General features: G+C 59.5%; 22 protein-coding genes. 12 read left to right on the top strand and 10 right to left on the bottom strand.

All coding sequences use genetic code 11. The features are described 5' to 3' along the window. The first annotated feature begins 5 nt into the window (after positions 1-5). The 3 genes from SIC14_RS07495 (at position 6) to SIC14_RS07485 (ending at position 2991) form a co-directional block, all read left to right on the top strand. The gene (locus SIC14_RS07495) at positions 6-1007 is read left to right on the top strand and encodes a TraB/GumN family protein (protein ID WP_412565202.1); all 1002 of its coding nucleotides are present in this window, start codon (positions 6-8) and stop codon (positions 1005-1007) included. 104 nt (positions 1008-1111) lie between these two features. After that, positions 1112-2032, top strand: coding sequence for a manganese-dependent inorganic pyrophosphatase (locus SIC14_RS07490; protein WP_412565201.1), 921 nt, complete (start codon positions 1112-1114; stop codon positions 2030-2032). Positions 2033-2154: 122 nt separating this feature from the next. Continuing rightward, positions 2155-2991, top strand: a complete 837-nt coding sequence (locus SIC14_RS07485) for a dienelactone hydrolase family protein (protein ID WP_412565200.1) — start codon at positions 2155-2157, stop codon at positions 2989-2991. 60 nt (positions 2992-3051) lie between these two features. On the opposite strand, the gene SIC14_RS07480 is transcribed toward SIC14_RS07485, so the two are convergent. Beyond that, entirely contained in the window at positions 3052-3456 is a 405-nt protein-coding gene (locus SIC14_RS07480; RefSeq protein ID WP_412565199.1) for a GFA family protein, read from the bottom strand. 104 nt (positions 3457-3560) lie between these two features. On the opposite strand from SIC14_RS07480, the gene SIC14_RS07475 reads away from it, so the two are divergent. The 6 genes from SIC14_RS07475 (at position 3561) to SIC14_RS07450 (ending at position 8572) form a co-directional block, all read left to right on the top strand. Further along, a complete protein-coding gene (locus SIC14_RS07475; protein ID WP_412565198.1) occupies positions 3561-4481 on the top strand; it encodes a GlxA family transcriptional regulator in 921 nt (306 codons plus the stop codon). Between the two features lie 91 nt (positions 4482-4572). Beyond that, a complete protein-coding gene (locus SIC14_RS07470) occupies positions 4573-5448 on the top strand; it encodes a TIGR01459 family HAD-type hydrolase (RefSeq protein ID WP_412565197.1) in 876 nt (291 codons plus the stop codon). A 141-nt stretch (positions 5449-5589) separates the two neighbouring features. Beyond that, positions 5590-6033, top strand: coding sequence for a MaoC family dehydratase (locus SIC14_RS07465; RefSeq protein WP_412565196.1), 444 nt, complete (start codon positions 5590-5592; stop codon positions 6031-6033). Positions 6034-6132: 99 nt separating this feature from the next. After that, a complete protein-coding gene (locus SIC14_RS07460; RefSeq protein ID WP_412565839.1) occupies positions 6133-7071 on the top strand; it encodes a bifunctional riboflavin kinase/FAD synthetase in 939 nt (312 codons plus the stop codon). Between the two features lie 50 nt (positions 7072-7121). After that, the gene (locus tag SIC14_RS07455; protein ID WP_412565195.1) at positions 7122-7526 is read left to right on the top strand and encodes a YcgN family cysteine cluster protein; all 405 of its coding nucleotides are present in this window, start codon (positions 7122-7124) and stop codon (positions 7524-7526) included. Continuing rightward, the gene (locus SIC14_RS07450; protein WP_412565194.1) at positions 7526-8572 is read left to right on the top strand and encodes a threonine aldolase family protein; all 1047 of its coding nucleotides are present in this window, start codon (positions 7526-7528) and stop codon (positions 8570-8572) included. Before SIC14_RS07455 ends, SIC14_RS07450 begins: the two co-directional genes overlap by 1 nt. Before the next feature lie 33 nt (positions 8573-8605). Here SIC14_RS07450 and SIC14_RS07445 read toward each other — a convergent pair whose 3' ends face one another. Together SIC14_RS07445 and SIC14_RS07440 are read right to left on the bottom strand one after the other, a co-directional pair. Then, a complete protein-coding gene (locus SIC14_RS07445; protein WP_412565193.1) occupies positions 8606-9433 on the bottom strand; it encodes an alpha/beta fold hydrolase in 828 nt (275 codons plus the stop codon). Positions 9434-9445: 12 nt separating this feature from the next. Further along, a complete protein-coding gene (locus SIC14_RS07440; RefSeq protein ID WP_412565192.1) occupies positions 9446-10045 on the bottom strand; it encodes a 2-hydroxychromene-2-carboxylate isomerase in 600 nt (199 codons plus the stop codon). Between the two features lie 106 nt (positions 10046-10151). Between SIC14_RS07440 and SIC14_RS07435 the strand changes: the two genes are divergently transcribed. Continuing rightward, entirely contained in the window at positions 10152-11168 is a 1017-nt protein-coding gene (locus SIC14_RS07435) for a ribose-phosphate pyrophosphokinase (RefSeq protein ID WP_412565191.1), read from the top strand. 81 nt (positions 11169-11249) lie between these two features. On the opposite strand, the gene SIC14_RS07430 is transcribed toward SIC14_RS07435, so the two are convergent. The 7 genes from SIC14_RS07430 to SIC14_RS07400 form a co-directional block, all read right to left on the bottom strand. Then, a complete protein-coding gene (locus SIC14_RS07430; RefSeq protein ID WP_412565190.1) occupies positions 11250-11600 on the bottom strand; it encodes an H-type lectin domain-containing protein in 351 nt (116 codons plus the stop codon). Between the two features lie 111 nt (positions 11601-11711). Continuing rightward, positions 11712-12122 (bottom strand): F0F1 ATP synthase subunit epsilon, encoded by a 411-nt coding sequence (locus SIC14_RS07425; protein ID WP_412565189.1) that lies wholly within the window; start codon positions 12120-12122, stop codon positions 11712-11714. Positions 12123-12133: 11 nt separating this feature from the next. After that, complete coding sequence (gene atpD / locus SIC14_RS07420) at positions 12134-13558, bottom strand: F0F1 ATP synthase subunit beta (RefSeq protein ID WP_412565188.1); 1425 nt, start codon at positions 13556-13558, stop codon at positions 12134-12136. Between the two features lie 18 nt (positions 13559-13576). Next, the gene (locus SIC14_RS07415) at positions 13577-14455 is read right to left on the bottom strand and encodes a F0F1 ATP synthase subunit gamma (protein WP_412565187.1); all 879 of its coding nucleotides are present in this window, start codon (positions 14453-14455) and stop codon (positions 13577-13579) included. Positions 14456-14470: 15 nt separating this feature from the next. After that, entirely contained in the window at positions 14471-16009 is a 1539-nt protein-coding gene (gene atpA, locus SIC14_RS07410; protein ID WP_412565186.1) for a F0F1 ATP synthase subunit alpha, read from the bottom strand. Further along, positions 16010-16570: a F0F1 ATP synthase subunit delta gene (locus tag SIC14_RS07405; RefSeq protein WP_412565185.1), complete on the bottom strand. Its 561-nt coding sequence runs from the start codon at positions 16568-16570 to the stop codon at positions 16010-16012. Between the two features lie 360 nt (positions 16571-16930). After that, positions 16931-17677 (bottom strand): methyltransferase domain-containing protein, encoded by a 747-nt coding sequence (locus tag SIC14_RS07400; RefSeq protein WP_412565184.1) that lies wholly within the window; start codon positions 17675-17677, stop codon positions 16931-16933. Positions 17678-17738: 61 nt separating this feature from the next. On the opposite strand from SIC14_RS07400, the gene gloB reads away from it, so the two are divergent. Further along, positions 17739-18506, top strand: coding sequence for a hydroxyacylglutathione hydrolase (gloB, locus tag SIC14_RS07395; protein ID WP_412565183.1), 768 nt, complete (start codon positions 17739-17741; stop codon positions 18504-18506). A 171-nt stretch (positions 18507-18677) separates the two neighbouring features. Beyond that, complete coding sequence (clpA, locus tag SIC14_RS07390; protein ID WP_412565182.1) at positions 18678-21011, top strand: ATP-dependent Clp protease ATP-binding subunit ClpA; 2334 nt, start codon at positions 18678-18680, stop codon at positions 21009-21011. Positions 21012-21162 lie beyond the last annotated feature (151 nt).

Here is a 21162-nt window from a genome sequence, read left to right as displayed (position 1 = left end):
GAAATTTGATCCGAATTTTCCTCTCCCTCCTACTGTTGTGTCTGGCAAACATCGCTCATGCGCTTTGCGATGAGGCTGCTGACCTGCCCGATGGCGTATTGCAGACCCTGCGGGCTGAGGCCGCGCAGCATCCGTTTCATCAGGGCAACCTGTGGCAGGTCGAAAAGGCTGGGGTGACTTCTTACCTTTTTGGCACCATGCATCTTTACGATCCGCGCCATGCGGCGTCGATGGAGCGTCTTGAACCGCTGATCGCCCGTTCGGATCAGGTGGTGATTGAAGCCACCAGAGCGGATGAGGCGGTGCTGCAGCGGGAATTGATCGGCAACCCAACGCGCTACCTGATCACCGAAGGCGACAGCCTGATCGACCGCCTTGGCCCTGAAGCCTGGAACAAGCTGGTTCCGCTTGTCACCAAACGCGGCATTCCCGCCTTTATGGCCGCCAAGTTCCAGCCCTGGTTTTTGGGCTTTTCGATGATGATGCCAGAATGCGCCCTCAGCGATTTGCAGGCCAAACGGTTCGGGATCGACAAAAGCATCGAGGCCGAAGGGGAGGCCCTGGGCAAACCGGTCTCGGGGCTGGATGACGTTATGGCGCTGATCGATGTGTTTTCCGGAGACCCTCTGGACGAACAGGTTGATGAAATGCGCTGGAGCTTGCTTCTGGACCTGCCAATGGACCCCAGCATGAAGGGGCTTACAGCGTTCTATTTTGCCGAAGAAACACAATTGGCCTGGACCTATAGCCTGCAAGAAGCCGCCGCGCTGAGCGAAGATCTGGCCCCAGCGGATCAGGATCGGTTGATGGGTCTGGTGACGGAGATGCTGGATGATCTGATAACCGGGCGCAATCATCAGTGGATGGCACGGCTGCGGGTTGAGTTGGCCCAGACCCCCAGTTTTGTTGCGGTGGGCGCCTTGCATCTGCCGGGACAGGACGGGCTGTTGCAGTTGTTGCAGAACGACGGTTTCACCGTGACCCGCCTGTCGATGGATCAGCCCTAATGTCACAGGGTTTGGGGGCGGCATTTTGGATTGGTGACAATCGCTTTGACCGCCCCTATAAGCCCGCCAAAGCCCCTGAAAATTAGATTCTCAAGGATCCTCCCATGACCACCCAAGTATTTGGCCACAAATCCCCCGATACCGACTCCACCGGCTCGCCCATCGTTTGGGCCTGGTATCTGAACGAAGTCAAAGGTGTCGCCGCCGCCCCGAAACTGCTGGGCGAACCCAACACCGAAGCGCTGTTCATGCTGGAGCGCTGGAACCTCGACAAGCCGGAAATCATCGACGGTGTTGAAGCCGGTGCCCCGGTTGTCATCGTGGACACCAACAACCCGGCCGAACTGCCCGAGGGCATCAATGACGCGGACATCACCGCGATCATCGACCACCACAAGCTGGTGGGCGGTCTGGAAACCAAAGGCCCGATCGACATCACTATCCGCCCGCTCGCCTGCACCGCGACCATCATGTATGACCTGATGGACGACGATGCCGCCAAGATGCCGGAAGCTGTCAAAGGCGCAGCCCTTACCTGCATCCTGTCCGACACCCTCGAATTCCGCTCGCCCACCACCACCGACCGGGACCGCGAAGTGGTTGCCGCGCTGGCCGGCGAACTGGGCATCGACGTTTCGGCCTACGCCGCCGAGATGTTTGCCGCCAAGTCCGATGTATCGGCCTTCTCGGATGCCGAGCTGATCCGCATGGACTCGAAAGAATACGCTGTGGACGGCACCAAGTTCCGCGTGTCGGTTCTGGAAACCACCGCGCCGGAGATCCCGCTGAACCGCAAAGACAGCCTGATGGAAACCTACAAAACCGTTCAGGCCGAAGATGGCGTGGATGAGGTTCTGCTGTTTGTTGTCGACATCCTGAAAGAAGAGGCCACCCTTCTGGTGCCGAACGATCTGGTCAAAGGCGTCGCCGAGAAAAGCTTTGGCGCCACCGTCGAAGGCGATTTGGTTGTCCTGCCCGGCATCATGAGCCGCAAAAAGCAGATCATCCCGAACCTGAAAGTATAATTTTAAAATCTCCTTATGGATGTATTTTGACAAAGGGGTCCGGAATCCGGGCCCCTTTACTATAATCATTTTTACCTGCGACGTTATGGCTCCTGAGAGTTTGAGTAACATCGGTGGCCAACATGAAATTCAGAAAGACCCTCCTAGCCCTGACGCTTTGTGTGACAGGCGCAACCGCGCAGTCCCCCGCGCTGGCGCAGGAAACGGTGACGTTCCAAGCATCCCCAATTGTTCCAACGGCCTTCAAGGTCAAACGGGCCAAAGCCAAGGGGATTGAGCTGAAACCCACGCCCGGGATCGAATTGACGGGTGAGTTTTATGCCTCATCTGCGGGCGACAAAAGCCCTGCGGTTGTTATTCTGATCAGCGGCGACGGCTTGCAGGAGTCGCATCTGCAATGGGCCGAAACCCTGGCCGAGGCGGGCTATGCCGCGCTGGTTGTGGACAGCTTCGGGTCGCGTGGCGGCATCAATGCGATGGACACCGCCGGGGTGGATTACAATGACGATGCGGTCAGCGGCTATCGCTACCTTGCCGGCCGTGACGATGTGGACCCGAACCGCATTGCGGTGCTGGGCTTCTCCACCGGCGGGGCGCAGGTGATGTCAGTGACCAACGAGGCCACGGCCCGCATCCCCGACAGTTTCACCCCCTATGCGGCGATCTCGATGTACCCGATCTGCCCGCCCGACGGTGTGAACAAATGGCCGCTGCTCATTGTGGCCGGGGATCAGGACAGCATGATCTCGCTCACGAGCTGCCAGATGCACACCTATAACAGCATGAAAAATGAACACCCGGCCGAGCTGGAAGTGATCATGGGCGCAACCCATTTCTTCGACAATCCGATGTATGAAGAAGGCGGTGGGCTCGACATGCTGGGCTTCACCTATGATGAGGCGGCCCGCAAAGAAGCTGTGGCACGTGTGCTGGACTACCTGAACAACACCGCCAGCTAAGGGCACACACCAGAATGACGACGGGCGCGCCGGAGCAAACCGGCGCGCCCGTTTGTTGTTTCATTCTGCTGCCATCGGAAACCCGTCGAAGCAGGTCAGATCCTCGGGGATCTGGTGGAACGGCTGTTTCTCGGCCACGTAGATCGCCGCCTTAGGAGCCTTGAACGCCGCCGGATCATCCAGCGTGCCCACCTTGATCATCACCAGCGGCATGCCCTTGCGGTGGCTGGCGACTTGGGTGCCGCAGGTGGGGCAGAAATCGCGTGTGGCGGGGGCCTCATTGTCTCGGGTGAATTGGGCCGGTGTGCCTTTGGTGTAAGTAAATCCATTGGCGGGCATGGCCATGAACAGGTTTGGCGCGCCTCCGGCAAAATGGGTGCAGGCGCGGCAGTGGCACTGCGCCTTGAACACCGGCTTGCCCTGCACCTCATAGCGCAGCGCGCCACAGTAACATCCACCTTCCATCTGTTGTCCTTTCGATCCTACGGTTTTGGCCAATCTGGACCTTGGGGGACGGCCGCTCTAGTGTTACATATGACCGATTCCAGACCAAATTGGACAGACCGCCCGTGACCCCAAGCCCCGTCCACGTAACCCTGCTGCGTCCCGAACCGCATCAACGCTCCAGCTTTGCTATCGCAGAGGAAACACTGGATACCGCCAATCGGGTGGCCCGGATGCAGGGGCGTGCGACGGTGTTTGCGGTTGAGGTTGCCGTGCCGCCGGCGATGCCTGTCGACACGGATCTGGTGGTCCTGCCCGGTCTTGGCCTTGCCACCGAGGGCGAGGTCAGTCGCAGCATGGATACACAAGGGTTTACCGATCTGGTGCGGGCCCTAGAGGCCGCGCCGGAACAGGCGGTGATTGCAGGGGCATGTTCGGCCTGTTTTGCCCTTGGCGCGGCGGGGCTGCTGGACGGGCGCGAGGTGACAACAACGTGGTGGTTGGCCCCGGCACTGGCCAAACGCGTCCCACGTGCCAAGCTGCGGCAGGGGGATCTGGTGGTGGAAGATGGCCGGCTGATCACCGCAGGTGCGGCCTTCGGCCAGATCGATCTGATGCTGCATCTGATCGAACGGTTTGCCAGTTTTGGCATTGCCGAGGATTGCCGCCGGTTCCTGATGGCAGACCAGCGCAGCAGCCAGCTGCCCTATGTCTCGGTTGCCACACTGGTGGCGGGCGATCCGGCGCTGCAGCGGGCCGAACTGTTCCTGCGTCAGCAGATTGGCACGCCGGTTACCGTTGCTGAACTGGCCGCGGCGGCGGGGCTGGGTCAGCGCAGTTTTGCCCGCCGGTTGCAGAAGGTTGCGGCGATGACGCCCTCCACCTTTGTGCAGACGCTGCGGATGAGCACCGCCATCCGGCTGGCCCGCACCACCACCCTTTCACAGGAAGAGATCGCCCACCGGGTCGGCTATTCCGATGCCACGGCGCTGCGGCGGGTGATGCGCAAACTTGGCGGTGGATCGCTGGATCAGCACCGCCGCTGAGGCCACAGTCACACAGCTATGATCAACGCGGGATAGCCAAGCCGCGCTGCATATGTCATGCAGCCCCAAAGCGCAGCCAAGAGATGGACCCATGACGCAGATCATCACCGCCCTGTCCGAGATTTCGACCAATTATGACGCCCTCTTTGTGGACCTCTGGGGCTGCGTTCATAATGGGGTCACCGCCTACCCCGAGGCGGTTGCCGCGCTGCAGTCCTACCGCAAGAAGGGCGGCATCGTGGTGCTGGTCACCAACTCGCCCAAGCCTCGCGCCGGTGTGGCCGAACAGCTGTCGCAGTTTGGCGTACCAGACGATGCCTATGACACCATCGCCACCAGCGGTGATTCCGCCCGTTCGGCCATGTTCCGTGGCACGGTGGGCGAGAAGGTGTACTTCATGGGCGAATGGCAGCGCGATGCGGGTTTCTTTGAACCGCTGAGCCTGTTGGAAGAACCGGTCGAAATCACCCGCGTGCCGCTGGATGAGGCCGAGGGCATCGTTTGCTGCGGGCCGTTTGACACGATGGCCGATCCGGATGTGAACCGCGCGGATTTCCTTTATGCCAAACAGAAGGGTATGAAACTGCTCTGCGCCAACCCTGACATTGTGGTGGACCGTGGCGAAGTGCGGGAATGGTGCGCCGGTGCGCTGGCCAAGCTCTATACCGAAATGGGTGGCGAAAGCCTCTATTTCGGCAAGCCGCATCCGCCGATCTACGATCTGGCCCGCCGCCGTTTGCAGGCGATCGACCAGAACATCGAAGACAGCCAGATCCTGGCCATTGGTGACGGGCCGCATACGGATATTTCCGGCGGCATGGGCGAAGGCATTGACACGCTGTTCATCACCGGCGGCCTCGCACGTGCAGAAACCCGCACCACCAATCAGCCCGAAGCGGCGGCTCTGGCTGCCTACATCGAACGGGAACAGGTGAATCCGACCTATAGCATCGGCCAGCTGCGTTAAGTCTGCACCGCTCTGACACCGAGCGGCCCGGAGGATCAAGCCAATTAGGGCTTGATTTTCTGCGCCTGCAAAGTAATAAAGTTGCCACACCGCGACATGCGGCGGATTATTATTACCTTGCCATTCCCTCAGGAGGGTCGAATGTTGGACAACATGCCACGCGGAACCATCTGCATCGAAGACATCGAAATGGGGATGACTCGCTACCTGCGGAAAGTTGTCACCGACGAAGACATCGAGATGTTCGCCAAGGTTTCGACCGACCACAACCCGGTGCATCTGGATGAGGACTACGCCAAGGACACCATCTTTTCCGGCCGCATTGCCCACGGGATGCTGACCGCTGGGCTGATCTCGGCAGTGATCGGCGAGCAGCTGCCCGGCCACGGCACCATCTATATGGGCCAAACGCTGAAGTTCATGGCCCCGGTGCGCCCCGGCGATATGGTGCTGGCCGAGGTTGAGGTGACCGGCATCGATCTGGCCAAACGGCGGGTGCAACTGGATTGCCGCTGTCTGGTGGATGGCAAGCCGGTGCTGAAGGGCGAAGCCACCGTTTTGGCCCCATCAAAGAAGTTCGATTAAGGCCCCACCGCCGCTCTGCCCACCTGCGCAGAGAGGTTGAGCAAGATCTGACACCACATCACGCTTGATCCCTTGCATTTGGGCAGATAACCCATGCCCATGCGTATCATCCGAGACTACAGCTTTGTCACCGATCTTGACCGCGGCGCCGCCGCGGCCATCGGCAATTTCGACGGGGTCCATCTGGGCCACCAGTCGGTGATCGACCTCACCCGTGCCATCGCCGCAGACCAAGGCGTGCCGCTGGGGGTGATGTCCTTTGAACCGCATCCGCGCCAGTTCTTCGCGCCCAAGGCCCCCGCCTTCCGTTTGATGAGCCCAGAAGCACGGGCACACCGATTGGAAAAGCTGGGCGTTGAGCGGCTGTATGAACTGCCCTTCAACGCCACCCTATCGGCGCTGAGCCCCGAAGAGTTTGCCAGAAAGGTCATTGTCGATGGCCTGGGCCTGACGCATGTGGTGGTTGGAGCGGATTTCTGTTTTGGGCAGGGGCGCGCAGGGTCCGTGGAGGATCTGCAACGGTTCGGGAGTGAAATGGGCTTTGGTGTGACGGTGGCGGAACTGCTGCATGGCACCAAGGGCGAAGTGTCCTCGACCGCGATCCGCGAGGCCCTGGCCGAAGGCCGCCCGCGTGATGCGCAGGCGATGCTGGGCCATTGGCACCGGATGGACGGTGAGGTGATCGGCGGTGACCAACGTGGCCGCGAACTGGGCTATCCGACGGCAAACATGTCGATCGACGGGCTGCACCGGCCCAAGCTGGGCGTCTATGCTGTGCTGATCGACGTGCTGGACGGGCCCCATGCCGGCAGCTACCACGGCGCTGCATCGCTGGGCGTGCGGCCGATGTTTGGCGAGAACAAGCCGAACCTCGAAACCTTCATCTTCGGCTTCTCCGGCGACCTTTACGGCGCGCAGATCTCGGTCGGGCTGGTCGACTACCTGCGCCCGGAAGAGAAGTTTGACAGCCTTGAGGCGCTGATCACCCAGATGGATGCCGATTGCGCCAAGGCGCGTGACCTTCTGGCGGCGCTGTGATGCCGCTGAACCTACGCAAAAATTTCTGGGAGAAGGTCCCTCTCAACAAGATGACCCGCCCCGAGTGGGAGGCGCTGTGTGACGGCTGTGGCAAATGCTGCCTGAACAAGCTGGAGGATGAGGACACCGGACAGGTGGCGCTGACCAATGTGGCCTGCCGCCTGCTGGACGATCAGACCTGCCAGTGCAGCCAATACCCGATCCGCCACAACTTCGTGCCGGAATGCATCGTGCTGAGCCCAGACAACATGGAACAAAACCTCTACTGGATGCCGGAAACCTGCGCCTACAAGCTGATGTGGAACGGCCATCCCCTGCCCGATTGGCATCCGTTGAAAACCGGTGACCCTGAGAGTGTGCACAAAGCAGGTGTTTCCATGCGGGGGCGAACGGTGCCAGAGTTCGAGGTCGATGACGAAGAGTGGGAAGACCACATTATTGAGGAACCAATCTGATGTTTTTTGCGTCCGATAACGGGGGACCGGTCCACCCGCAGATCATGCAGGCTTTGACAGCCGCAAACGAAGGCTACCGCGTGGGCTATGGCGCCGACGCTGAAATGGATCGCGTGCGCGACATGGTGCGGGAGATCTTTGAAGCGCCCGAGGCGGCGGTCTATCTGGTGCCCACAGGCACCGCCGCCAATTCGCTGGCGCTGGCGACCATGTGCAAACCCTGGGAAACGATCTTTTGTTCAACCCGCGCGCATATCCATGAGGATGAATGCAACGCGCCTGAGTTCTATTCCGGAGGAGCCAAACTGACGCTGGTGGGCGAAGGGGACAAGATGACGCCCGAGGCCCTGCGCAAATCCATCCTGCTGGAGGAAAACCGCGGCGTGCATGGCCCGCAGCGGGGACCGCTGTCGATCACCCAAGTGACGGAGTTGGGCCACGTCTACACATTGGATGAAATCCAAGCGCTGACTTCTGTTGCCAAGGAATACGGCATGTCCAGCCATCTGGACGGCGCCCGTTTCACCAACGCGATGATTACGTTGGGCTGCTCGGCGGCTGAAATGACCTGGAAAGCGGGCATTGATGCCGTCAGCTTTGGCGGCACCAAAAACGGCTGCATGGGGGTAGAGGCTGTGGTCTTCTTTGACCCGTCGCTGGCCTGGGAATTTGAACTGCGCCGCAAACGTGGGGCGCATCTGTTTTCCAAGCACCGTTACCTGTCCGCGCAGATGCTGGGCTATCTGGAGGGCGATCTGTGGCTGGACACGGCTCGCCAGGCCAATGACAGCTGTGCGCGTCTGGCCGAAGGGATGCGGGCGATTGACGGGGTGAACTTCACCACCACGCCAGAGGCCAACCTGTTCTTCGCCGAACTGCCGCGCCGGCTGCACAAGAAAGCGTTTGAGGCCGGCGCCTATTACTACATCATGTCTGGCGAGCTGGAAGGCGACGATCCCGAGGAGATGCTGCTGGCCCGTTTCGTCACCGATTGGTCTGTCGGGTCTGAGGGTGTAGACGCCCTGCTGGCGGCCTATCGGGCATAAGGTTTCAAAAGGGGTGGCAACGCCCCTTTTTCATTAGTGCGCAGACGCGGCGGGCACGGCTTCCAGAAACGCGCGGGTTACTTTGGCCACCTCATCGGCATGGCTCATCGCCACCATATGGCCGGCGCCGTCGATCACTTGCCGCTGCGAGCCTTTGATCCGTCGATTGAGCGCGGCGTTAATCTTGCCCACATAATGCGGTGAAGCGCCGCCCTCGATCAGCAGGGTTGGCACTTGCAGCGCCTCCACCGCGCCACTGGCCAACAGGCCGGGCGTGTCCAGCCCAATCTCGGGGTGGGCGGCTGTGATCAGATGGATCTGCGCCTTCGTCCGGATCTGCATCGATTCAGGCAATGCGGCCCAAGGCCGCCCGTCCCCCCAGACCCGCAGGAACAGCCGCGCGGCTGTTTCGCGATCACCGGCGGCAATGGCATCGGCGATCTCGGCCATTTCGGCGCCGTGCTGATCCCCTAGGCCTGCGTGATCGGCATAGGCGGCGGCGAAGTAGACGGGTTCAATCAGGGTCAGCGACCGCACCAGATCCGGCCGTTCGCAGGCAAGCCGCAGCGCTGCCGTGCCGCCGAAGGAATGACCAATCAGATCGGTCGGCCCCTCAAGCAGGTCCAGCGCCATATCAACAGTCAGCCGTTGCAACGGTGTCTGCCCGTCCCAATCCGCACTTTGGCCATGTCCGGGCAGGTCAAAGGCCCGCATGGTCAACAAATCGCCCAGGCCCTTCGCCATGCCTGCAAAGGCGCCGGAATGCGCCAGCGAGCAGTGAAACATCAATGCCTGCCGCGGCCCCTGACCATAGTTGCGCCAGAAGGTCGGGACATTGCCCCGCAAATCCTCGTTTCCCATAGGGTGCAGCCTTCAGAGATTGCCAGCGAGATGGGCGTCCAGATCCTCTAGCCGGTCCTGACCGAAGAACTTCTGCCCGGTGTCGACAATGAAGAAAGGCGAGCCGAAGACACCCTTGCTGACAGCCTCTTCGAGGTTCTGCGAGTAGATCTCGGCCCCTGCCAGCAGGCCACTGTCCGCCAAAGAGGGATCAAAGTCCGAGGCGGCAAGGCAATCCTTGATCACCTCATCCTGCGATATGTCACGCTCTTCCACCCAGCAGGCAGCCATGAGTTTCTGCACTAGCAGTCCAACGTCGCCGCCACCCGCCTTCTGCGCGGCAATGATGGCATAGGCCGACGGCGCAGGGTTCACCGGCCAATGGGCCGGTTTCAGGTTGAATTCCATCCCCAGTTTGCGGGCCTGACGGGGCAGTTCCTCAGCGCGGTATTCCACCCGCGCCGGATGCCGCTCAGGCAGCGGGACGCCGCCGGTGCGCGGAAAAGCGGACACCAGATCAAACGGTTTGTAGGTCACAGTCACACCGCGGCGCTGCGCAATTTCTTCCAATCTGGTGCCGACCAGATAGGCGTAGGGCGAAACAGTCGTAAAATAGTAATCAATGTGCGGCATCTGTGCGCCCCTTCGTCGGCATAGCTTTGCCTGAGCGTATCGAAGTGTTAAGCGGTGTCAACGTTACGAATCTGTCATCTCGACCAAATCTTGGGGAACCGTCGACATGCCCAACCAGAATGAACCGAAACTGATTTCCGGCAATGCGAACCTGCCTCTGGCAAAATCCATTGCACGGCGCATGTCCATCCACCGCGGCGAAAGCCTCGGGCTGGTGGACGCGCGCGTTGAACGCTTCAACGATGGCGAAATCTTCGTGGAGGTTTTTGAGAACGTCCGTGGCGAGGATATGTTCATCATTCAGCCGACGTCGAACCCGGCGAATGACAACCTGATGGAACTGCTGATCATGGCTGACGCGCTGCGCCGGTCCTCAGCCAGCCGGATCACCGCCGTGATCCCCTACTTTGGCTATGCACGTCAGGACCGCCGCACCAAGGCCCGCACCCCGATCAGCGCCAAGCTGGTTGCCAACATGCTGGTCGAAGCCGGTGTCGAGCGCATTCTGACCCTTGACCTGCACGCCGCGCAGATCCAGGGCTTCTTCGACATCCCCGTTGATAACCTCTATGCCTCGCCCGTCTTTGCGTTGGACATCAAAGAGAAGTTTGCCGGCAGCCTCGACGAGGTGATGGTTGTTTCCCCCGACGTTGGTGGTGTGGCCCGTGCCCGCGAACTGGCCAAGCGGATCAACGCGCCGCTGTCGATCGTGGACAAGCGCCGTGAGAAGCCCGGTGAAGTGGCTGAGATGACCGTGATCGGTGATGTGACCGGTAAGAAGTGTATCATCGTGGATGACATGTGCGACACGGCCGGCACCCTATGCAAGGCGGCTGAAGTTCTGCTGGAGCATGGCGCAACCGAGGTTCACGCCTATATCTCGCATGGTGTGATGTCCGGCCCTGCGGTTGAGCGTGTCACCAACTCGGTGATGAAATCTCTGGTGCTGACCGACTCGATCGAGCCGACTGACCCGGTGAAAAACTGCCCCAACATTCGCATCCTGCCGACCGCACCGATGTTTGCCCAGTCGATCCAGAACATCTGGAACGGCACCTCGGTATCGTCGCTGTTTGAGACCGAAACGCTGGAACCGATCTACGAAGGTCAGTTCCCGGCCTGATCCTGCGGGACCGGTTGGAATGACGAAGGGCGCCTTTGAGGGCGCCCTTTTCGTTTCTGGGGGTCTTGGTCACGGGCTGCATTAGGGAACGTCCCAGACGTCCTCATCCTCCATCTCACCGATGGCCATCCAACTGACACGGGCCTGAGCGATGCGGGTGTTGCCCCAGGTGCGGAACACAATGTCGAATTTGGTCTTGGAGATGTTTTCAGCCACCACTTCGCTGCGGATGTTGGTGGAATAATCCACATCCCACAGCGACACCGTGAGCATCACCGAAGGGTTGGCGTTGTATTTCTCGGAAAAGCGCACGGTGGCGCGGCGTTCGCGGTTGCCTTCACCGGTCCACATCTCGCCGCCGTTTTCGTAATCCATAAACAGGGTCTCATCGCCCTGATCGATGCCTGTAATGTGATTTCTTAACCTTTTCATACCCATTACATAGCGTACCCCCTGCCCCTCCGGTCAACCAAAAGACGAAAGCGGGACACAAAAAAGGCCCCGGAAACCAGAGCCTTCTTTGAATTCTTATCTGGAGTTGGCTTAGACCGACAGGCCGATCTGTGCGCCAATGGCTTCCAGGTCAGACACCAGTTTGGCTGCATCGTCTACCTGACCACCATTCGCTTTGGCCGCTTCCAGCGCTTCATTGGCGGCGGCGATCATGCCAGAGAGGTCGTCAGCGGTGACGTCCTCGCGGGCAATGGCGCTTTCTGCCAAGACGGAGATGCCGGTCTGGCCGATTTCGGCGAAACCGCCGGTCACGACATAGTCGGCAGAACCGTTCGGGCCGCTGACACTCAGCAGACCGGGGCGCAGGGTGGTGATGGTCGGAGCGTGACCGGCCATTGCGGTCATATCGCCATCGGCACCCGGGATCTGAACCTGTTCAACCATGAGCGAAGCAAGACTCCGCTCGGGGCTGACAAGGTCGAATTGCACTGTTTCAGCCATTCAGAGCCTCCTTAGGCTGCTTCTGCAGCCATTTTCTCGGCTTTTGCGATCACTTCGTCGATGCCGCCAACCATGTAGAAGGCTGCTTCGGGCAGGTGATCGTATTCGCCAGCCACAACGGCTTTGAACGATGCGATGGTGTCTTCCAGCTGAACCTGAACACCGTCCGAGCCGGTGAACACTTTCGCAACGTCGAACGGCTGCGACAGGAAACGCTGGATCTTACGGGCACGGGCAACGGTCAGTTTGTCTTCTTCCGACAGTTCGTCCATGCCGAGGATCGCGATGATGTCCTGCAGCGACTTGTAGCGCTGGAGGATACCCTGAACCTCGAAGGCCACCTTGTAGTGCTCTTCACCAACAACCGACGGGTCCATCAGACGCGACGAGGAGTCGAGCGGGTCAACAGCCGGGTAGATGCCCAGCTCGGAGATCGCACGGTTCAGAACGGTGGTTGCGTCCAAGTGGGCGAAGGTGGTTGCCGGTGCGGGGTCGGTAAGGTCGTCCGCAGGTACGTAAACCGCCTGGATCGAGGTGATCGAGCCGTTCTTGGTCGAGGTGATGCGTTCCTGCATCGCGCCCATGTCGGTTGCCAGGGTCGGCTGGTAGCCCACCGCCGAAGGAATACGGCCCAGAAGCGCCGAAACCTCAGAACCTGCCTGGGTGAAGCGGAAGATGTTGTCCACGAAGAACAGAACGTCGGTACCGGACTGGTCACGGAACTGTTCTGCCAGGGTCAGACCGGTCAGAGCAACACGCGCACGTGCACCCGGAGGTTCGTTCATCTGGCCGTAAACCAGGGCAACCTGCGATTCTTCCAGGTTGTCAGGCTTAATAACGTTGGATTCGATCATCTCGTGGTAGAGGTCGTTCCCTTCACGGGTACGTTCACCAACACCTGCGAACACCGAGAAACCCGAGTGTACTTTTGCGATGTTGTTGATCAGCTCCATGATCAGAACGGTTTTGCCAACACCGGCACCACCGAACAGACCAATTTTACCACCCTTGGCGTAGGGGGCCAGCAGGTCGATAACCTTGATGCCGGTTACCAGAACTTCCGACTCGGTCGACTGTTCGTCAAACTCGGGTGCGGGCTGGTGGATCGCGCGGGTTTCGTCCGCTTTCACCGGACCCTGTTCGTCAACAGGCTCACCCACAACGTTCAGAATACGGCCCAGGGTGGCGTTACCAACCGGCACCGAGATCGGGCCGTCGGTGTCCAGAACTTCCTGACCGCGGACCAGACCTTCGGTCGCGTCCATTGCGATGGTACGAACGGTGTTCTCACCGAGGTGCTGGGCAACTTCCAGTACCAGGGTTTTACCGTTGTTGTCGGTGGTCAGTGCGTTGAGGATCGGCGGCAGCTCGTCCCCAAACTGCACGTCCACAACGGCGCCGATCACCTGCGTGATTTTGCCTTTTGCGTTTGCCATTGTTTCGTCTCCGTTCTCTTAGAGCGCCTCAGCGCCCGAGATAATTTCGATAAGTTCGCTGGTGATGACGGCCTGACGTGAGCGGTTGTACTCGATGGTCAGCTTGTCGATCATCTCACCCGCGTTCCGGGTTGCGTTGTCCATTGCGGACATCCGCGCGCCTTGTTCGGATGCACCGTTTTCCAGCAGTGCTGCAAAGATCTGCGTGGCCACACCGCGCGGCAGAAGGTCGGCCAGGATGGCCTCTTCGTCCGGCTCGTAGTCATACAGGTTGCCTTCGCCAGCATCGTCTTCCTGGTCTTCAAACGAAGCCGGGATGATCTGCTGTGCGGTCGGGACCTGAGAGATCACCGACTGGAAACGGTTGTAGAAGATCGTTGCCACGTCAAATTCACCGGCGTCAAAGCGGATCAGCAGATCGCGCGCAACATCCTGTGCGTTGACGTAACCGACGTTTTTCACCTCGGACAGATCGACATGGCCGATGAAGTATTCGCCCAGGTCACGTTTCAGCTGTTCACGGCCTTTTTTGCCAACGGTCAGAATCTTGACCGTCTTGCCCTGAGCAATCAGCTCTTCGGCTTTGGCGCGTGCCAGTTTTGCGATCGAGCTGTTGAAGCCACCGCAGAGCCCACGCTCTGCCGTCATGACCACCAGCAGCTGAACCTGATCGGAACCAGTGCCCGACAGCAGCTTGGGAGCGCCATCAGAGGAACCGACCGAGGCCGCCAGCCCGCCCAGAACGGCGTTGAACCGTTCGGTGTACGGGCGCGAGGCTTCTGCAGCATCCTGCGCGCGGCGAAGTTTCGCCGCGGCAACCATCTGCATGGCCTTGGTGATCTTACGGGTGTTCTTCACACTCGCGATCCGGTTTTTTAGGTCCTTGAGATTCGGCATTGCCTTATCTCCCCCTTATGCGAAGTCGGCTGCGAATTCGTCCAGCGCGGCCTTAACTTTGTCGGCCAGCTCACCTTTAACCTTACGGTCGTTGTCGGTGATGTCTGCCAGCAGGTCAGCGTGCTTACCGCGCAGGTGCGCCAGCAGGCCAGCTTCGTAGCGGGCAACTTCGCTCACTTCGATTTTGTCCAGGTAGCCGTTGGTGCCTGCGAAGATCATGCAGACGATTTCGGCGTTGGTCAGCGGCGAGTACTGCGGCTGTTTCATCAGCTCGGTCAGACGGGCACCACGGGCCAGCAGCTGCTGGGTCGAGGCATCCAGGTCGGAACCAAACTGCGCAAAGGCCGCCATTTCGCGGTACTGCGCCAGCGACAGTTTAACCGGACCGGCAACCGACGACATCGCTTTGGTCTGAGCCGAGGAGCCCACACGCGATACCGACAGACCGGTGTTCACGGCAGGGCGGATACCCTGATAGAACAGTTCGGTTTCCAGGAAGATCTGACCGTCGGTGATCGAGATCACGTTGGTCGGAATAAACGCCGAAACGTCGCCGCCCTGGGTTTCAATGATCGGCAGCGCGGTCAGCGAGCCTGCGCCGTGGTCTTCGTTCAGCTTTGCCGAACGCTCCAGCAGACGCGAGTGGAGGTAGAAAACGTCACCCGGGTACGCTTCACGGCCCGGCGGACGACGCAGCAGCAGCGACATCTGACGATAGGACACAGCCTGCTTGGACAGGTCATCATAGATGATCAGCGCGTGCTTGCCGTTGTCACGGAAGTATTCGGCCATCGCGGTTGCGGCGTAGGGTGCCAGGAACTGCATCGGCGCGGGGTCCGAAGCGGTTGCAGCAACAACGATCGAGTATTCAATCGCGCCGGTTTCTTCCAGCTTCTTCACCAGCTGTGCAACGGTCGAGCGTTTCTGACCAACTGCAACGTAGATGCAGTACAGTTTCTTGCTCTCATCGTCGCCAGCGGCGTCGTTGTAGGATTTCTGGTTCAGGATCGCGTCCAGAGCAACGGCGGTTTTACCGGTCTGACGGTCACCAATGATCAGCTCACGCTGGCCACGGCCAATCGGGATCATCGCGTCAACCGATTTCAGGCCGGTTGCCATCGGTTCGTGAACCGATTTACGCGGGATGATGCCCGGAGCTTTCTGGTCGGCGATACGACGTTCGGAAGCTTCGATCGGACCTTTGCCGTCCAGCGGGTTGCCCAGACCGTCAACAACGCGGCCCAGCAGTGCGTCACCGGCAGGAACGTCCACGATGGAGTTCGTACGCTTAACGGTGTCACCCTCTTTAATGTCACGGTCGGTACCGAAGATAACGACACCAACGTTGTCGTTTTCCAGGTTCAGCGCCATCCCGCGGATGCCACCGGGGAATTCGACCATTTCACCAGCTTGGATGTTGTCGAGGCCGTGTACACGCGCAATACCGTCACCAACGGAGAGCACGCGACCAACCTCAGCAACTTCGGCTTCCTGACCGAAGTTCTTGATCTGGTCCTTCAGGATCGCAGAAATCTCTGCAGCTTGGATACCCATTTATCCGACCTCTTTCATTACATTCTGGAGGGAGTTGAGCTTGGAGCGGATCGACGTGTCGATCATCTTCGAGCCCACTTTAACGACAAGACCGCCGATGAGATCTTCATCAACGGTCGCATTGATTTTCACGGTTTTGCCAACACGCGCAGCCAGGGTCTTGGACAGCTTTTCCGACTGGGTCTTGGTCAGTGCTTTAGCCGAAGTCACCTCTGCGGTCACTTCACCCTTCTCTTCCGAGATCAGGTCAGCCAGCTGCGCCAGCAGCTGCGGCAGCACAAACAGACGGCGCTTCTGCGCCATCAGCGCCAGACCGTTGGACAGAGCGGCCTCAAGGCCCATTTTCTGTGCCACGGCGGCGATTGCTTTTTCTTGTTCGTCACGCGACACCAGCGGCGAGCTGATCAGCGCCGACAGGTCTTCGCTTGCCGCAAGGGCAGCTGCAAGTTCGGTGACATTGGATTCGAGGTTACCAAGAGCATTGCTCTCTTTGGCAATCTCAAAGATCGCGGTGGCATAGCGCGCGGCGATGCCTGAGGAGATCGAAGCTGGTTCGGACACGTCCACCCTTCCGACATTTATGGCCCCGATCCGGTGAATTCTGTGCCTTCACGGGGGCGTTTGGACCTTAGACGACGCCTAAGTATCGAAATCGATGGGGGTGTAGCAGAGCATTCTTAACCTAGCAACCTGCTTGATATTCTTTGTATGCGAAAGAATACCGCATAATAACAACAAATTAACACCACTGCGACGCTTTGCAGCGAAAATCGGTCGGAAAAACCGACCAGTTTTCCACATGTTTTTCGATTCCCTAGCGGAAATGGTCTGCTTGGACCATTCCAACCGACCTCCAGAAAGCGTGGCTTGGGGGCAACAATTGCGAGGGATGCATGGGGGAAATCGATGCCGGACGCTGTATTAAATCGGCTTCACCTCTTTCGAGGGATTCGGGGTCAGGATCCGAAGTGGGCGGCTGACGGCCTCTTTCAGGCCAGGGCCCATTGGGGCGGGGGTGCGTTTGGTGGCTTCAACCATGATCACCCCGCCAGCGCCAACCATCGACACCGCCTGGCCAACCTTTTCAAACATCTGCCCCGTCTTGCGCCAGAACCGGCGTTGTGAAGGTGGTTGGTAGAGTGCGAACTCGTGCCGCCCAACGGTGAAGTTATGGTGTTTCAGCTGGGTCTCCAGCTGGGTCACCGTATAGGGGCGCCCATAGCCAAACGGCGTCTTGTCGGACCGCGACCACATGCCGGCACGGTTGGGCACGATGAACATCGCCTTGCCGCCCGGCCCCAGCACGCGGAATGCTTCTTCCAAAACGGCAGAGGGCTGTTCACTGGTTTCCAGCCCGTGCATCACCACCAGCTTGTCGACATGGCCCGTATCGATCGGCCAGCTGACCTCTTCGCAGAGCACCGCCATATTGGGCATCCCGGTGGGCCAGGGCATGACCCCTTGCGGGCCTGGCATCAGACCGGTCACACGGCGGGCGTCCTTGATGTAGGGGCGCAGCAATGGCACCGCAAAGCCGAAACCCACCACGGTTTGCCCCTGCGCCTCGGGCCACATCTGCACCAGTTGATCCCGCACCGCTTTCTGCGCGGCACGGCCCAGCGTGCTGCGATAATAGAAATTGCGCAGGTTCTGCACATCAAGATGCATTGCAGCCGGCCCTCCGATCCGCCACTCTGGAGGTACCATAACGATCATCAAAGGAAACGCCATGCCTCTTGAGCTTGTGACCATCCCCTGCCTTGCCGACAACTACGCCTACCTGCTGCATGATGCGGAAACCGGCGAGACGGCGCTGGTGGATGTGCCCGAGCCGGGGCCGATTGCCGCTGTGCTGGCCGAAAAGGCCTGGCACCTGACCCACATCTTGCTGACCCATCATCATTGGGACCACGTTGACGGCTTGGCGGGGCTGCTGGCGGATCATCCCGCAAAAGTGATCGGGGCGGAGGCCGATGCCCACCGGCTGCCGAAACTGGATGTTTCTGTGGCCGAGGGCGACAGCCTGACACTCTGTGGGGAAACGGTGCAGGTGATGGACGTATCGGGACACACAATTGGCCATCTGGCCTTTTATTTCCCGTCCAGCTGCTATGTCTTTACGGCTGACAGCCTGATGGCTCTGGGCTGTGGCCGTCTGTTTGAAGGCACACCGGAGCAAATGTATGACAGTCTCACAAAACTGGCTGCCCTGCCGCCGGAAACGCTGATCTGCTCGGGCCATGAATACACGCAATCCAACGCCAATTTTGCGCGCACCATTGACCCCGGCAATACAGCCCTTATGTCTCGTATAGAGCATGTTGATCAGGCGAGAGCGAAGGGTGAACCAACCGTTCCCAGCCTATTGTCAGAAGAATTGTCCACCAATCCATTCCTGCGCTGCGACGATCCCGCAGTTCGGGCCCAGGTTGGCATGATCGATGCAGACGCTGCAGCAGTATTTGCGGAGATCCGGACTCGGAAGGACAACTTCTGAAGTGCTTGCCACGCGGATCGGCATCGGACGAATTAATGAGGTTAATACGGTAGAAAAGACTTGAAGCTCAGAAGATATCGACCAAACTTTAATCCTATGAAGATATGGTCGTTATAGAAGAGACACCGCACTTCACCGTCTTTCGACCCAAATCAGGAAGGAGCGCTCACTGTGCCTTCATTCTCGAACACGCTGGAACAGGCTATTCACGCAGCACTGGCCCTGGCCAACGCACGCAAGCACGAATTCGCAACGCTGGAGCATCTGCTCTTGGCGCTGATCGATGAACCCGATGCCAGCCGTGTTCTCAAAGCTTGCTCTGTAGATACAGAGGACCTGCGTAGCACGCTGGTGGAATTCATTGATGATGACCTCAGCAACCTTGTCACCGACGTGGAAGGATCAGAGGCCGTTCCGACGGCCGCCTTCCAGCGGGTGATCCAGCGCGCCGCCATTCACGTCCAAAGCTCGGGCCGCACCGAGGTTACTGGCGCCAACGTCCTGGTTGCCATCTTTGCTGAACGTGAATCCAACGCGGCCTATTTCCTGCAAGAGCAGGACATGACCCGTTACGATGCGGTGAACTTCATTGCACATGGCGTCGCCAAAGACCCGTCCTACGGCGAAGCCCGCCCGGTGAGCGGCGCGGAAGATGAAACCGAAGAAAGCCTGCACGGTGAAATGGGCACCGCGGAAACCGTGGACCCGAAAGAATCGGCGCTTGGCAAATACTGTGTGAACCTGAACGAAAAATCGCAGCAGGGTGACATTGACCCGCTGATCGGCCGCAACGATGAGGTTGAGCGCTGCATTCAGGTGCTGTGCCGCCGCCGCAAGAACAACCCGCTGCTGGTGGGCGATCCTGGTGTCGGCAAAACCGCCATCGCCGAAGGTCTGGCCCGCAAAGTTGTGGCTGGCGAAACACCTGAGGTTCTGGCCAGCACCACCATCTATTCGCTCGACATGGGCGCATTGCTGGCAGGCACCCGCTATCGCGGTGATTTCGAGGAACGCCTGAAAGCCGTCATGACCGAGTTGGAAGAACACCCTGATGCGGTGCTGTTCATCGACGAAATCCACACCGTGATTGGTGCCGGCGCCACCTCGGGCGGCGCGATGGATGCGTCGAACCTGCTGAAACCTGCGCTGCAGGGCGGCAAACTGCGCTGCATGGGCTCCACCACTTATAAAGAGTTCCGCCAGCACTTCGAAAAGGACCGCGCGCTGAGCCGCCGGTTCCAGAAAATCGACGTGAGTGAACCGTCGGTGGAGGATTCGATCAAGATCCTGAAAGGGTTGAAGCCTTACTTCGAGGATCACCACAGCATCAAATTCACCAATGACGCGATCAAAACTGCAGTGGAACTGTCGGCCCGTTACATCAACGACCGCAAGCTGCCGGACAAGGCCATCGACGTCATCGACGAAGCTGGTGCCGCGCAGCATCTGGTTGCCGAATCCAAACGCCGCAAGACCATCGGCGTGAAGGAAATCGAAACCGTCGTTGCCAAGATCGCCCGCATCCCGCCGAAAAACGTCTCCAAGGACGATGCGGAGGTGCTGAAAGATCTTGAGAAGTCGCTGAAACGTGTGGTCTTCGGTCAGGATCAGGCCATCGAGGCCCTGTCCAGCGCCATCAAACTGGCCCGTGCAGGCCTGCGCGAACCGGAAAAACCCATCGGCAACTACCTCTTTGCAGGCCCCACCGGCGTCGGCAAAACCGAGGTGGCGAAACAGCTGTCCGATCAGCTGGGTGTGGAACTGCTGCGGTTTGACATGTCCGAATATATGGAGAAACACGCGGTCTCCCGTCTAATCGGGGCGCCTCCGGGCTATGTCGGCTTTGATCAGGGTGGCATGTTGACCGACGGCGTTGACCAGCATCCGCATTGCGTGCTGCTGCTGGATGAGATGGAGAAGGCGCATCCGGATGTCTACAACATCCTGTTGCAGGTGATGGACCACGGCAAGCTGACCGATCACAACGGCCGCACTGTCGATTTCCGCAATGTGATCCTGATCATGACCTCCAATGCAGGCGCTGCCGAAATGTCGAAAGCCGCCATCGGCTTTGGCCGGGACCGCCGCGAGGGGGAGGATACCGCCGCCATCGAACGGACTTTCACCCCGGAATTCCGCAACCGTCTGGACGCTGTTGTCAGCTTCTCGCCGCTGCCGAAAGAGGTGATCCTGCAGATCGTAGAGAAGTTTGTGCTGCAGCTTGAGGCCCAGCTGATGGACCGCAATGTGCAGATCGAACTGACCCGCCCCGCCGCCGAATGGCTGGGGGAGAAGGGGTATGACGATAAAATGGGCGCCCGCCCGCTGGGCCGGGTGATTCAGGAGTACCTGAAGAAACCGCTGGCCGAGGAGCTTCTGTTCGGCAAGCTGGCCAAAGGCGGCGTGGTCAAGGTTGGCATCAAAGATGGCGAGCTGGACCTGCGCATCGAAAGCCAGAAACCCCGGATCGCAGGCGACAAGCCACCGCTGCTGACCGCGGACTGATCTAAGCGGCATAGCCAAAACGACATGAACAAAGCCGGCCCTTCGGGGCCGGTTTTTGTTTGTCTTATCCACTCGCAAGCAATGATTGCCAAATACCCCCGCCAGAGGTGCTATGCAGCGCCCGTGCCCCGTGGCAAGGTCGCGCTATATT

Source organism: Thalassobius sp. MITS945101 (assembly GCF_047123305.1).
GTDB lineage: Bacteria > Pseudomonadota > Alphaproteobacteria > Rhodobacterales > Rhodobacteraceae > Thalassobius.
This window is presented reverse-complemented; position numbering and strand designations above follow the sequence as displayed.